The organism is Planococcus shenhongbingii (assembly GCF_030413635.1).
In the GTDB taxonomy this organism is placed as follows: domain Bacteria; phylum Bacillota; class Bacilli; order Bacillales_A; family Planococcaceae; genus Planococcus; species Planococcus shenhongbingii.
Window position 1 is genome coordinate 2,910,073 of sequence record NZ_CP129235.1, and the last position, 13,677, is coordinate 2,923,749.

At 41.2% G+C, this 13,677-nt stretch carries 11 protein-coding genes; 2 read left to right on the plus strand and 9 right to left on the minus strand.

What is annotated here, in order from left to right; translation table 11 throughout:
* Positions 1-37 precede the first annotated feature (37 nt).
* From QWY16_RS14340 to QWY16_RS14360, 5 genes are all read right to left on the minus strand, one after another.
* The gene (locus QWY16_RS14340; protein WP_300989904.1) at positions 38-733 is read right to left on the minus strand and encodes a CpsD/CapB family tyrosine-protein kinase; all 696 of its coding nucleotides are present in this window, start codon (positions 731-733) and stop codon (positions 38-40) included.
* Positions 675-1,466 (minus strand): YveK family protein, encoded by a 792-nt coding sequence (locus QWY16_RS14345; protein ID WP_300989905.1) that lies wholly within the window; start codon positions 1,464-1,466, stop codon positions 675-677. The genes QWY16_RS14340 and QWY16_RS14345 overlap by 59 nt, the downstream gene beginning before the upstream one ends.
* Before the next feature lie 38 nt (positions 1,467-1,504).
* On the minus strand, positions 1,505-1,930 hold the full coding sequence (locus QWY16_RS14350; protein WP_300989906.1) for a DUF4870 domain-containing protein: 426 nt from the start codon (positions 1,928-1,930) through the stop codon (positions 1,505-1,507).
* 164 nt (positions 1,931-2,094) lie between these two features.
* Positions 2,095-2,790 carry a response regulator transcription factor gene (locus QWY16_RS14355; protein WP_300989907.1) on the minus strand — a complete coding sequence of 232 codons (696 nt, stop codon included), beginning with the start codon at positions 2,788-2,790 and terminating at the stop codon, positions 2,095-2,097.
* An 18-nt stretch (positions 2,791-2,808) separates the two neighbouring features.
* Positions 2,809-6,111, minus strand: a complete 3,303-nt coding sequence (locus tag QWY16_RS14360) for an ATP-binding protein (RefSeq protein ID WP_300989908.1) — start codon at positions 6,109-6,111, stop codon at positions 2,809-2,811.
* A gap of 329 nt (positions 6,112-6,440) precedes the next feature.
* Between QWY16_RS14360 and QWY16_RS14365 the strand changes: the two genes are divergently transcribed.
* The gene (locus QWY16_RS14365; RefSeq protein ID WP_300989909.1) at positions 6,441-7,367 is read left to right on the plus strand and encodes an LCP family glycopolymer transferase; all 927 of its coding nucleotides are present in this window, start codon (positions 6,441-6,443) and stop codon (positions 7,365-7,367) included.
* 123 nt (positions 7,368-7,490) lie between these two features.
* On the opposite strand, the gene pdxA is transcribed toward QWY16_RS14365, so the two are convergent.
* The 4 genes from pdxA to QWY16_RS14385 all read right to left on the minus strand — a co-directional run bounded on the left by pdxA (position 7,491) and on the right by QWY16_RS14385 (position 12,665).
* Positions 7,491-8,492 carry a 4-hydroxythreonine-4-phosphate dehydrogenase PdxA gene (gene pdxA, locus QWY16_RS14370; RefSeq protein ID WP_300989910.1) on the minus strand — a complete coding sequence of 334 codons (1,002 nt, stop codon included), beginning with the start codon at positions 8,490-8,492 and terminating at the stop codon, positions 7,491-7,493.
* Positions 8,479-9,774 (minus strand): four-carbon acid sugar kinase family protein, encoded by a 1,296-nt coding sequence (locus QWY16_RS14375; protein ID WP_300989911.1) that lies wholly within the window; start codon positions 9,772-9,774, stop codon positions 8,479-8,481. Before QWY16_RS14375 ends, pdxA begins: the two co-directional genes overlap by 14 nt.
* Positions 9,774-10,781: a 2-keto-3-deoxygluconate permease gene (locus QWY16_RS14380; protein WP_300989912.1), complete on the minus strand. Its 1,008-nt coding sequence runs from the start codon at positions 10,779-10,781 to the stop codon at positions 9,774-9,776. The genes QWY16_RS14375 and QWY16_RS14380 overlap by 1 nt, the downstream gene beginning before the upstream one ends.
* Positions 10,782-10,952: 171 nt before the next feature.
* A complete protein-coding gene (locus QWY16_RS14385) occupies positions 10,953-12,665 on the minus strand; it encodes a sigma-54-dependent transcriptional regulator (protein ID WP_300989913.1) in 1,713 nt (570 codons plus the stop codon).
* 218 nt (positions 12,666-12,883) lie between these two features.
* Here QWY16_RS14385 and QWY16_RS14390 point away from each other — a divergent pair, with 218 nt between their 5' ends.
* Complete coding sequence (locus tag QWY16_RS14390) at positions 12,884-13,642, plus strand: NRDE family protein (protein ID WP_300989914.1); 759 nt, start codon at positions 12,884-12,886, stop codon at positions 13,640-13,642.
* The last annotated feature ends 35 nt before the right edge of the window (positions 13,643-13,677 follow it).

Here is a 13,677-nt window from a genome sequence, read left to right on the forward strand (position 1 = left end):
TGAATTACCCCATCTCATCTTTCATTTTGAACAGCTTTCAATTGCTGTAATTATGGTAATAGTAATTATCTTTGGTCAGCTGGTAGTTGTTCATGACAACGCCCAGGATGAAAGCTTTTGAAGTGACAAGTGCGTCTCTGGCTTTTTTGACGCTGTCTTTTTCTGTCTTTCCTGTATTCACTACCAATACAGTTCCATCGCATTTATTCGCCAGGATTTTTGAATCCGTCACTGCCAGCAAAGGCGGAGAATCGATGATGATCAAGTCGTATCTCGCTTTCATTTCTTCCAATAAGGTGTCCAGTGCAGGCGAACTGAGCAATTCCGCCGGATTTGATGGAATCTGCCCGCATAACAGGAGATCCAACCCCACTACACCGCTTCTTTTTACGGTGTCCTGTAATCTTCCTTTTTTCAGCAGCAGGTTTGATAAGCCGATTTTATTGCTGAGCTGGAAAGAATGATGCAAAGTCGGGCGTCTCATATCAGCATCGACTAGCAGCACCCGTTTGCCTGATTCTGCATAGACAATGGCCATATTGCAGGAAGTAGTCGATTTCCCTTCTTCTTTCGAAGCAGACGTGAACAGGATTGTTTGCGTGTCATCGCTTGGCAAAGAAAAATTGATATTTGTCCGGATGGTCCGGTATTGTTCAGTAACGAGTGATTGCGGTTTAGTACGACCCACCAATTTTCGGGTTGCTGACCGCTTTGATTTTTTCTGTGTCCACATCAGCTATCAACTCCTTCTTATCATTAATATTTGCCGATCTTTTAAATTCCTTGACTTCTGGCACTGTGCTGACGATTCCCAGCACTTGAAGGCCGACAATTTCTTCAATATCTTCTTCTTTCCGGATTGTTGTGTTCATTTGATCCAGCAAAATAGCAAGGCCCGTGCCTAGCATGAAACCGATAATTGCTCCGATTGCCATATTGAACATCGGATCCGGCTTCACTGGATCAGGATCAACCGGTACAATAGCAGGCGCCAAAATATTGACGTTGTCCACGTTCATCAAGCTTTTGATTTTCGCCTGAAATACTGAGGCAGTTGTATTTGCGATCAGAACGGCTCTTTCCATAGATACGTCTTCAACTTCTACAGTAAGGATTTGTGAATTCTCTGCGCTGGAAACTGAAATGTTTTCGTTTAGATCTGAAACTGATTCTTTCAATTCCAGCTCCTCAATCACTTCCGTTAAAATAGCCGGGCTTTTAATAATGATGTTATACGTTTCAACCAATTGAAGATTGGCATCAATATTTAGCTGTTCACTGGCTTGCAGCGGATTTGTGACTCGCTGGTTAACAAGAATTTGTGTAGAAGCCTCGTAAATGGGCTTCATCATTGTGTAGCTGACAATTCCGCTCAATGCGACAAACAATAAAGTCACAATGATGATCAGCGGAAGCCGCTTCCGTAAAGCTTGTAAAAATTCTTTGATATTGAACGTACTTTCCATGCCTTACACCTCTATTTCTAATTGGTTTTGAACTGCTTTTAATGCAATTGCTTTTCAGCAAATTGGCCGATATAAAAAATTTTTGAATATTTGCCGTTATAGGCGTTTAACATCAAAATGATCCAGAGCACTAAACCGATTGGCGATAAGATAACCCCGGACAGCCAGCCAATCATTGGAAGCATGCCCAGTACCGTAAATACGGTGAAAAACACAATGGATAAATAAATCGATTGAAATGCATGGAATCGGACAAATCGATTTTCTCTTTCGATTAAAAGTAAAATGAAACCAGAGAAAAAACCGAATAAGTAAGCAAGCGAACCAGCAATATTTTCAGTGAGCCCGATCGAAGTATTATCCGAGCCTGCAACGCCCACTTCTGCAGGCCGTTTGAACACTGTTTGCTTTTCCAGATTTCCCAGTTGCTGCTCATTGGACATTTTAAAGTTGTTCTCAACCATGTTCTGTTCCTCCTTTATTCTCAATCATTTGACCTAATACTAAAGTGGTTAGGTTAAAAAGAAGTTAAATAGTTTTAATTATTCAAATAATTTTTAAACAAAAAAATAATCTCCGATTCTTTTGTCTTATGGACAAAAATATCGGAGATTCTGTATGGGTATTATTATTCAGTCGCAAACTTATAACCAAATCCTCTGACTGTTCTAATATGAACAGGGTTAGCAGGATCTCTCTCTACTTTCCTTCGCAAATTACTGATATGGACTTTCACTGTCTGGATGTCACCTTCGGAATAATATCCCCAAACCCGGTCATACAATTGCTCAGCGGTCCATACCCGGTTTGGATTTTGGGCAAGCAGCAAAAGAAGCTGGAATTCTTTATGGTAAAGGCGTACAGGTTTATCGTCGATATATAATTCCCGGGCGTCAATATGAATCTTTATATTGTTGTATTGCAGAATTGACAATTTATCATCTTCGCCGTTCGTCCAGCCATTTCTTCTTAGGATAGCTCTGATTCGCGCTTCCAGTTCATTAAAGTCAAAAGGTTTGGTGATGTAATCATCTCCTCCGACTTCAAGGCCTTGGATTTTATAAGATAATTCTTTTCGGTAGCTGACAAAAAGGATAGGCAGTTTTGTCTGCATGCGGATTTGTTCGCACACTTCCAACCCATTCATTCCCGGCATTTCAATATCCAGCAAAATGAGGTCTGGATTTTCTCGTGCCAGCATATCCATGGCTTCATAGCCATCTTCTGCATCAATGACACGGTAGCCCTTTTTCACCAGAAACAATCGGATCAGTTCACGGATGCCTTCTTCGTCTTCGACGACCAGCACTGTTGCTTCACTCATAATATACCTCCTAAATAATCAGAAATTCAGCGGCAGCGCGATATAGAACACACTTCCTTTGCCTACTTCACTTTCTGCCCAAATTTCACCTTTATGCGATAGAATAATTTCTTTTGCAATTGCAAGCCCCAACCCACTGCCTTTATGTTTTGTGGATTCATCCATTTTGAAAAAGCGGTCAAAAATATGAGGCAAGACATCTTTATCAATGCCGCTTCCTGTATCGGATACTTTAATAATCACTTCTCCGTCAAATTCTTCCAGGTCAAGTACCGCATCTTCTTTATCATTGGTATAAACTTCGGCAGAAACCGTAATCTTGCCATCTATTGAAGATGTATGTTTGACAGCATTCCATAAAACATTCGAAAATACTTGATCAATCCGGTCAACATCTATGGACAATATCATTTTGTCTTCCCAAGACTCATGTTTTCCTTTATGATGTTCAAAAATGCGGCCGCTTTGGGTAACATCTGATTCCATTCCAATAATCAGGCGCTGCAGCCAGCTTCCCAGCTCTACTTGCTCAAACCTCAAAGTCATATTGCCCGATTTGTATTTCGACAGCTCAACCAGATCTTCCGTTAACCGCTCCAGCAGCAATAATTTATTATGGATCATATCCAAATACCGGGGGTTCTTTTCATCAATTAAACTTTCTTTTACCGCTTGGATATAACTATGGATCAATGTAATCGGAGTACCTAATTCATGCGAGATTGTAGAAAGCATCTCATTCCGTGATTTCTCGATTTCCTGAATTTCATCATTGACTGTCACTAGATTCATGTTGGTGATTTCCAGTGCCATGGTTCGTTCTTTAATATTGCGCTCCAGGAAGTAATTAATATTAGTGATTTCTTGTGTCAGGCTTCTTAAGTTCGCGAGCGTCTCTACGCGCATTAAAAATTCTTCTTTATCGCATGGTTTCACTAAATAATCATTAGCTCCTGCGGTAAAGGCATTTGTTTTATGCTGAAGCCCTTCTTCTTTCGATAACATCAATATCGGCAATTCAGTCAAAGTAAATTTCTTCCGAATGTTGCGGCATAGTTCATCGCCAGTCATATCTGCCAATTCCCATTCCAAAATGACCATATCGATAGGCTGTTCTTCCAGCAGCTGCAAAGCACCTTGCCCTTCTGTAACTCCTGTTACTTCGAAGCCTTCTCTCATAAGCTGATAAGTTACCATCTGCCGGTTGATATCTTCATGGTCAACAACCAGAACTCTCATTTGTTTCCTGTCGAATCTGCGCTGCACCATTGAATGTGCCAGTTCTTCGGTAGATAACTCTTCTACGACAATATCTTCGTCAGCTTCGGTTTCTTCCAATTCTTCTTTTATATAGATCGGAAGCGTGAAACTGAATGTAGATCCGGCACCTACTTCCGATTCAACCTCCAGCCACCCTCCTTGCAGTTCAATCAACCGCTTTGAAATATTCAATCCAATTCCAACTCCGCTTGCTGTGCCAGATTCTTCATCTTCCTGTCTGTAAGGCTCGAATAATGATGGAATTTTGTCTGGCTGTATCCCTTTTCCTGTATCCCTGACTGAAATTTTAACTTGCTTCCCAGCTTTTTGTGCAGAAATCACAATTTCGCCGGTTTGAGTGTACTTGATTGAATTGCCAACCAAATTGAACAATATCTGCTGGACCCGGTCTGAATCTGCAATAACCAAAGGCACGCTGTCAGAGATGGTCTGGTAAAGTGCCACATCTTTATCTTTTACTAACGGCGCACATACCGTTATTACGGCTTCCACTATATTGGATAAGTTTACTGGCTCTACATGGATATCCAAGGCATTCTGTTTCAGCTTCGAGAAATCCAGGATGTCATTGATCATATGCGCCAATTTTTTCCCACTCGATATGATAGTGCCAAGTTGATGGGACATTGCTTGAGAAACTCTTCCGGCAGACATCTCCTGAAGAGATTCCGCTATTCCGATCATTCCATATAAAGGCGTTCTTAAACTATGTGATGTAATAGCCAGCAATTCATCTTTCCGTTCATTGGCATGTTTTAATGACTCCATAGCCAAACGTTGCCGTTCTATCGCTTTGCGTTCAAGATTGTATTTTTCCTGCCGCTTTACAGCAGCCTTGTCCGTTAATGCCAGTGCCATGAAAAACACCCCGAGACATACAGCCAGATAGCCGCCATGATGAGACCGATCTGTCAAAGGCAACAGGCCGGCAAGCGTTGAGAACGATACCCCTATTCCAAACACCAGCAAAAACAGGGCTATTGCAAAATAACGGGAATACAATATTCCTTTGTTCATACAGATAATGGCCAGAACGAATATAAAAGCGATTGTAGCCAGCAGCAAAGCCGGAAGCACCCAGCGCACCGTTTCGCTGGAAAAGAACAAAATACCTATCCCCAGTAAACTGACGGCAATCAAAAACTGAAAAATTTTCTCGGCTCTTGGAAGATGGCGCCGCATGTCCAAAAAGTTTTCCGCAAAAAGAATGGCGAAAATATTCGATAATCCTATAAATAATAATAAGAACTGTTCATCCAGCCAAAGCACATCCGGCCAAATAAATGCCAATGTCAGCCCTGCTAATGAAGTAAATGTAAAAATTAATGAAAAAGCAAGAAAGGCATAATATAAATAACTCAATTGCCGCACTTTTATAAATTGCACCAAGTGATAAAGCAATAACACAAAAATGATTCCGCTGACAATTCCGATGAGAGCCGCAGTCGTTCGGCCCTTCTCTTCAAAACCTCCCATTTCCCATATGGAGATCGGAATTTGCAGCGGTCCAGCTGATTCTACTCTCATATAAAAAGTCTTCTCAGCCGTCTCCGGCATTTCCAATTGGTAAATCAAGTTTCGGTGATAAAAATTACTATCGCCCGAATCACTGGTCCTTCCCAACTCTTTTGCTTCAAATTCTCCTGCAGAAATCGGCGAATATAAAATAGCGCTATCTAAAGAAGGAGCTGCAATTTCAAGCAGCCAATTTTTTTCAGGTTCCTGATTCTGTATTTGAAATCTCAACCAATAGACATGATCGGTAAACCCTTCATTCGGTATGCCATCGTTGTTTGGAAGAAATTGCATTTCTATCAGCGGCTGTGTAACATCTTCAATTGTCAAATCCCCTTCTTGATCCTCGAAAATAAATACTTCATCTTCGATTTCCAGATGTCTTTGGGCAGAGTCAAGCTGTATAGTCTGTTCACTTTTGATTTGACGGTCCGGCTGTTCATCAATTCCTATGAACATTAGCAATATCCAAAACATAAACAATACTTTAATCGCCAAAGATATATTTTGATAAGTTGAAGACATATAGAACACCTCTGTTTTCTTGAAGTTCAATTATTGCTGGTAGAATATGCATCCGGAAAAGTTTACAATAAATATTTTTCTGGATAACGGATTATTCAGAAAAATCAAGGAAGAATAATTACAATTAATGGATTTAAAATAGGTTGTTTGATTTACTAGAATCATACCATTTATCACACAAAAATAAAACTTATTTATTTCTGAAAATTCAATTAAAACTATTGACCTATTAATTCAAAGCGATTAAGCTATATAAAAGGAATTTATACGTTCATTGGTCGCATATTTCATATTTAGGGCAAATGTTGCCCCAAGAAGAGGTGAAATGCATGTTTAAACCAAATAACAAAAGCCGAAAAACTAAAAAAAAGAAGCGCTGGGTTAATCGCTCCCTCATATTTTTTATTTTGCTTGGTGTCATTTATCTAGTTGTCTTCTTCCCTAAAGCTTCAAGCACATTGGATAACATCCACCAGCCCATTGAAAGAGAAGCATCACCAAAACGAGCGGAAAAAATAGTGCTGGAAGAGAAAAATCCGATATCTGTTCTGCTATTGGGAGTCGATGAAAGAGAAGATGACCGGGGACGCTCCGATACAATGATCGTTTTGACTATTAATCCAGCGGATCAATCTACAAAAATGGTCAGTATTCCCCGAGACACCTATACAGAAATCGTAGGGCTTGATATGTCGGATAAAATTAATCACGCTTATGCTTTCGGAGGAATTGAAATGTCGCTTGATACCACGGAGAACTTACTGGATATTCCGATTGATTATGTCGTCCAATTGAATATGGACGGCTTTAAAGATATAATCGATGCTTTGGACGGCATCACAGTTGATAATTCCTTTGCTTTTGACGGCTTTGAAAAAGGAGTCATCACCTTGTCTGGTGATGAGGCATTAGACTATGTGCGCATGAGGTATCAAGATCCCAACGGCGACTTTGGCCGCCAGGACCGCCAAAAGCAAGTAATCAAAAGCATAATGACAGAAGCGGTCTCCGCCACTACGCTGTTCAATTACCCTAAAATTTTTGATGCTTTAGGAAAAAACGTTAAAACCAATATGGAATTTAATGCCATGATTGATATTCAGAGCAATTACCGGGAAGCTTCGAAAAATGTAGAGCAGCTCATTTTTGAAAAAGGGACTGGCGAAACAATTGGCGGCATTTGGTATTACATGATGGATGAAGATGAATTCGCTGCTGTAAAAGATCAATTGAAAGAGCATTTGCAGTTGAAGTGAATTTCTCTTTATATATTTATTCGAAAACAACTTTGGCAGTAAGATCTCCATACAAAGCTTTTACGTTTAATTTGCAATCAAAAAAGCCGTTTATGCATTTGCGCATAAACGGTTTTTTCTAATTCATTGATTTTTCGGAGCCAGCTCTACAGCTTGGCGCAATGCTTCAACTAAGCTTTTTTCATCAGCAATGCCTGTTCCTGCAATATCAAATGCTGTTCCATGGTCGACACTTGTCCGGATAATCGGCAACCCGACTGTAATATTGACTCCCGCTTCAAGCCCTAGTACTTTGACAGGTGCATGGCCCTGATCATGGTACATGGCAACGACGATGTCAAAATCTCCACGAACAGTACGGAAAAACAGTGTGTCGGCAGGAAGCGGTCCTTGAACGTTTATTCCCATTGCTTTTGCTTTCTCGACAGCAGGAATTACTTTTTCTTCTTCTTCACCGTACCCAAATAATCCATTCTCGCCCGCGTGCGGATTAATGCCGCACACTGCGATTTTGGGTTCTTCAATTCCAGCTTTTAATAAGGTATCATGCGCCAGCTGAATCACATAGAATACGCGTTCAGGTGTAATCATGTTAATAGCATCAATAATGCCAACATGGGTGGTTACATGAATAACCTTTAAGTTTGGAGCCGATAACATCATCGAATAATCTTTAGTACCGGTCAACTCGGCTAAGATTTCGGTGTGCCCCGGGTACATATGGCCGCCTTTTTGAAGCGCCTCTTTGTTTAACGGTGCAGTACATATCGCATCAATTTCTTTGGCATTTGCCAGGTCAATCGCTTTTGCCAAGTATTGAAAAGCTGCATCTCCCGCTTCGGGTGAAACTTGTCCAATTGGCAAAGAATCCGAAAGCAAGTTCAGATCCAGACAATCAATTGCTTCTTTTTCAAAATTTGCTTCGGAAACATGGCTGATGCGATTGATGGTTTTTGTGCTTCCTGTAAACTTCTTTGCACGTTCTAAAATTGAAGCGTCGCCTATGACGAACGAACGGCTTGTATCATGGACAACATCGTGTTCAAAACTTTTTAAAATAATTTCAGGTCCAACACCAGCAGCGTCTCCCATAGTAATTCCGATAATCGGTTTACTTGCTTGCATGCAGTTTCACTCCTCTCAAATAATTCACAGCATTGCCAAGTGAATCGGCCATGCCGAATCCGCCAGCTTTTGTAATAGCCACTAATTCTTTATTGTTCCATTTCATCAAACCGAGCGGCAGACCAGCTTCCACTTCAAAAAGCAGCTCCATATCAAGGATGCCGAGGATACTGCAAATGTCTTTTGCCGTGTCTCCGCCGGTCATGATAATAGCATCAAAATCTGCCACTTCCAGTGCGGCATGGACCAGATGTCCCAACCCTTCAGATATGGCCTTGCCTGTTTGATTGGCAGTCCAGTGAAATTCAGTGGCCCATTCACTGACCTTATTCCGGTTTTCTTTGGACCCGTCAACGAATATAACAGCACTATCCCAGCTGTCAGGTTCCGCAAGAACAGAAATTCTTTTGCCGGCTTGCACCGGATCTTTCAACAGTTCCAATGGGTCTATTTCAATCATTTTTGTGGCTTTTCTAATCTCAAGTCTTTTCAGCTGCTCCTGAGTTTTTGCCGACAAACTCCCCGAAACTACCAATACTTTACCGACCGGTTTTGGCAAAGTTTTTTTTTGACTGCCTCTTGCCTGCTTTGTATATAAATGATTGATCAAACCCGCTGAACCAGCCCAACCGATTTTTAAGTCTAGATTTGGTTCGAGTTGCGCCAATAAACGAAAGTCTTCTTCTTCTACAGCATCACATACAATCCATCGAACTCCAAATCGCACTTGTTCTAACACCCATTTTTCTGGGGTAGCTGAATGCAGGATGCGACGTGTCAGCACTGCTGTTTTAATATTGCCTGAAGCTAATAAATCCGGTATATAGCTGTGAAGCACCGGAGTTTTCGGATCCTGCGCAAATTCCGTTTCTGTAATAGCTGCCCCATTGACATATAAAACACCTTCTTCCACAGTTCTTCCCATGTCGGGAAAAGCCGGTGCAACAAATATAACGTCCATTGCCGCCGCATCCTGCAACGCTTTCAATTCTGCCGCAACTGAACCTCGAAGAGTAGAGTCGACCTTTTTGTAGAATGACTCTACTCCCCGTTTTTTTAATCGTGTTACTTCATGAAAAACTGCATGATAAGCATCTTCTTCAGCCATCGCACGGCTATCCGTATCGACAATCCACACATCTATGTCCTGGTTATCGGTGTCATGTTGTTCTTCTGGACCGGAGAGTATAACCTTCGACTTTAAGCCTTTTTGCGCCAGTCTTACTCCACTATCGTTTGCTCCTGTAAAATCATCTGCAATGATGCCAAGCTGAGCTGTCATTATCCGTCACTCCTTAAAGCCTCTTTTCTAATCAAAGACCCATTATCGAACATAAATCCTTTTCTTTCTAATCGTTTTACTAAAAATGCAATATACAGAGGCAGCAAAATTGCTGTCGTCACGGTAGATGCAGCTACCTGTACTGTTGCAATATCAACCATCGATGCAAAACTTGCGTTCGCTGCAGCAATAGCCGCTGGAGTTGCTACTGCGTTTCCGGCTGTTGAACCTTCTGCGGCTCCAACAATCGGATTCCATTTTAATGCTTTAAAGATCATGTATCCTGCAGTACCTGTAATGAACACCGTCATTAAACCAAGAGCAATTCCACCTAGTCCACCTTCGATAATCGCTTGGAAATCAATGCCCATTCCAAGGGCGAAAGCGAAGAACGGAATCAGCATTGAGCTGCCTTGTTCCAAGAAAGAACGCATATCTTCATCCAGATTTCCAAGTATCATTCCGATAATAATCGGCAACAGGACAGCTATAAAAGTTAACGGAGAAAATAGCCCTTCGACAAATCCCATCGTCCCGAAAATAACCAAAGCGACCATAGTCAAGAATGGACCATCGTTTAATGCTAACAAAGAATAAGCAGCGCGGTCATCTTTTCCGCCGTATTGTCCTACAAGTGCCATGTAAAGGCCGCCATTGCTGTTTGTCATTGCAGCAATTACAGCTATAGGAGCAATTCCAAGCCATAAGCCATTATCACCGGCAAACATATATGCAATAAGCCCAACTGCTGCACCGACTACCCATTTCGTTGTTAACAGCGTCGCCCCTTTAGCCAAGGAGACGCCAAACATTTTAACATTAATCTGCGCCCCAGTACAAAGAAGGAACAAAGCGATAAGGGCATTTGCACTATCGACAAAAAGCGCTTCCGTGAAACCGCCAATTCTCAATAAATCCGGTGCCAAGGTATTGATTGTTGCAGCCAACAGCAAAGGGACGACCATCATACCGCCTGGAATACGTTCCAGTGTTTTTTTAATTTTCATTTTTCTCCCTCTTTCCTTTATTTATTATTTGAATAATCTTTTATTAGAAACCGCTTTCAACTAACACTATAAAAACTTCAGCATCAAAAAGCAACACTATTAAACCGATAATTTCATTAAAATAAAAAATAGTTTAAAAATGCAACGATAAGAACAACAAAAAACGCAAACTCAGCTTTTGAGTTTGCGCCATAGAGTTGCCCGATTTATGCCTAGCCGTTTTGCAGCTTTTGTTTGGTTGTATCCTTCTTCTTGCAAAATTAGCTCAATGATTTTTCGTTCGATTGTTTTTAAAGTATCTTTTTCGCTAATGATGAATCCTTTTTCTTTACGAGGGACGTGAGAAGTCACTGGTGTTTTTTGCAAAGCGCTTTTCTCAATGACATAATCTTTTTCAGCTAAAGCCAATTTTTTAATGTATGCTTTCAGTTCATTCAAGTGGCCGTTCCATTCGATTTGTTTCAACTCTTCCATTGCATCATCCCGCACTTTGATCGGCTGCGTGCCAAGCGATTGATGAAATTCAGTTAAAAATTGACGAACCAGAAATTCAATATCTTCTTGCCTGTCGTTTAAATCCGGCAGAATAATTCTAATGGCTTCATGCAATTCCAGTGCCTCGGCTAATTCCGAAGGCATTTCTTCAGTTGATAAAATAACTTGTACTTTTTGGGCAGCCATAATGGTAAGCAGCTCTTTAATTTCATAGACATTCAATGCAGCAGAAACTTTATTCACTATTAAAAATAAAGTCGAGGTATTTAAAGAATGCAATTCCCCGAATGACTTTTTCAGCTCTTCAATTGACAGAGAAACGAAATATCCCTTTTTTTCATGGTAGGCATGAATATAGCGGGCAATCGTCTGTTTGCCTGTCCCTGCTTTCCCCACCAAAATAACAGGCTCTGCCGCTAGCAGGGGTTCTTCTATCAATTGTTTAATGTTCTTCATGGCTTTACTTTCCGTTACTATTTGAGGCAGCTGATTGATTTCTTCAGCTTTGCCTCCATATAGTTCCAGAGTTGAAGCAGAAATGCGTTTGAAAAAGAAAGAAAAAAGGAGTTCATTCCGGTCTTGCCATGAATTTACCTGAACACTAAAAGGAAATTCCGCATCGTTTATAACTCTTAATACTGATGAACCCTCTTCCAGCACCTGCTTCTTCAGTGATTCCAGCTCTTCACTGGCTATCGGGAGACGTTCGAAAGAAAGCCAGTTTTCGAATAAGACAATGCCACTTTCTGCAGCAATCATAAAGTCCTGCTCTCGCTCAGTAACCAGCTGTCCTAAAACCCGCAGCAATTGCTGATTTTTTTTCAGGGTTTTAAATAGCCGCCGCGCTTCTTCAAACGATTGTAAAATCGCCTCACGTCCCGATTGGATCAACAGCCCGTTCAAGCCGTGCCGTGCCGCTGCATTGACAGTCACAACATCACCAAGAATTCGTGTATATCCAGCTTCTTTTAACTGAGTTAAGATCGTCTCTACTTCCGAAGCGTCTGTCAAGGTTACCACTTCCATATCAATTTCCAGCAAGCTGACAATCGAAGCCGCTCCTATTGTTATATTGGAAAAGCCCACCAGCGCTTTTTTTTCTTCGGAATGGTCATTCGCCAGCATGATCGAGCGCATTAAATCATAACCGGACATATGGACATCAATAACCGGAAGCAACACAGCATCCCGTATCAATTTAGCCGTCCCACCCCGACTGATTATGATATCAGTCCCCTGCTTTTCCATCTCTTTTGCGATGGACACTCCTTTTTCCAGATTTCCTACTTCAGCAGAAATCTCCAAATCGGTCTGGCCTTGCTTTAATTCTTCAATCATTGGAACCATCGCATCATATGGCGATATAAAGCCAATGCTGATTTTTCTCATCACGACAGTCCTCCCTCATTTAGCGCTATTACTTGTCATTATAGCAATCTTCATTTATTGGGCAATAATAAATTCAAGCTTTCTTATAAAAGCTGAAGTTGAAATCCCCTTAATTTCCCTCCCCATAATTTCCTCCAGAGTACACCCCATATAAAAGTCCTCTCCCTGTTAACCCTTCCATACCTTCTATATAATGAAATGAAAAAGGGGTGGCTTTCATGTGTTTGGTTAACTTTCAATACAAGGATCATCCAAAATACAAATTGGTTCTGGCAGCAAACCGGGATGAATTTTACAATCGTCCAACAGAACCTGCCCATTTCTGGAAAGACGCGCCTGCTTTATTGGCAGGCCGAGATTTAATGCAAATGGGTACTTGGCTTGGAGTGGCCAAAAACGGCCGGATTGCTGCTCTCACCAACTTCCGGGACCCCTCCATGCCGGAAGCGAATAAAATCTCTCGCGGCGCGATTGTCCGGGACTTTTTAACATCTGACATGGAGCCGCAATTATTTTTGGAATCATTGATTCCTGAAAATTACACGGGCTTTAATATTCTTGTCGGTGATGCGGATCACTTATACTACTATAACAATATCGAAAATTGCATCACAGAAATTGAGCCCGGAATCCACGGGCTGAGCAATCATTTACTCAATACGCCTTGGCCGAAAGTGATTAAAGGGAAGAATTATCTGGAGAGGTATTTATCTGAACATGAGGAAGTTGCTGCAGATGATTTATTCAGTTTCTTGGCCGACAGTGAGCAAGCAGACGATTCTGCCTTGCCGGAAACCGGTATCGGAATTGAATTCGAACGCATGCTTTCTTCCATGTTCATCAAGACACCCGAGTATGGTACGCGTTCGGCAACAGTCGTTTTGATTGATAATGATAACCATGTAACATTTGTGGAAAGGGTTTATGAAAAAGGGTTATTCAAAGAACAGAATGTCTTTGAATTTGATGTGGAGTGATTATTAATCATATTAAAATTCAAGAGAGCCAACCG

Bases quoted from the DNA above. Each gene is read 5' to 3' on its own strand.
- QWY16_RS14360 (WP_300989908.1), bottom strand. From the start codon at position 6,111: ATGTCTTCAACTTATCAAAATATATCTTTGGCGATTAAAGTATTGTTT.
- QWY16_RS14340 (WP_300989904.1), bottom strand. From the start codon at position 733: ATGTGGACACAGAAAAAATCAAAGCGGTCAGCAACCCGAAAATTGGTG.
- QWY16_RS14385 (WP_300989913.1), bottom strand. From the start codon at position 12,665: ATGAGAAAAATCAGCATTGGCTTTATATCGCCATATGATGCGATGGTT.
- QWY16_RS14375 (WP_300989911.1), bottom strand. From the start codon at position 9,774: ATGACAGCTCAGCTTGGCATCATTGCAGATGATTTTACAGGAGCAAAC.
- QWY16_RS14355 (WP_300989907.1), bottom strand. From the start codon at position 2,790: ATGAGTGAAGCAACAGTGCTGGTCGTCGAAGACGAAGAAGGCATCCGT.
- pdxA (WP_300989910.1), bottom strand. From the start codon at position 8,492: ATGCAAGCAAGTAAACCGATTATCGGAATTACTATGGGAGACGCTGCT.
- QWY16_RS14350 (WP_300989906.1), bottom strand. From the start codon at position 1,930: ATGGTTGAGAACAACTTTAAAATGTCCAATGAGCAGCAACTGGGAAAT.
- QWY16_RS14345 (WP_300989905.1), bottom strand. From the start codon at position 1,466: ATGGAAAGTACGTTCAATATCAAAGAATTTTTACAAGCTTTACGGAAG.
- QWY16_RS14380 (WP_300989912.1), bottom strand. From the start codon at position 10,781: ATGAAAATTAAAAAAACACTGGAACGTATTCCAGGCGGTATGATGGTC.
- QWY16_RS14390 (WP_300989914.1), top strand. From the start codon at position 12,884: ATGTGTTTGGTTAACTTTCAATACAAGGATCATCCAAAATACAAATTG.
- QWY16_RS14365 (WP_300989909.1), top strand. From the start codon at position 6,441: ATGTTTAAACCAAATAACAAAAGCCGAAAAACTAAAAAAAAGAAGCGC.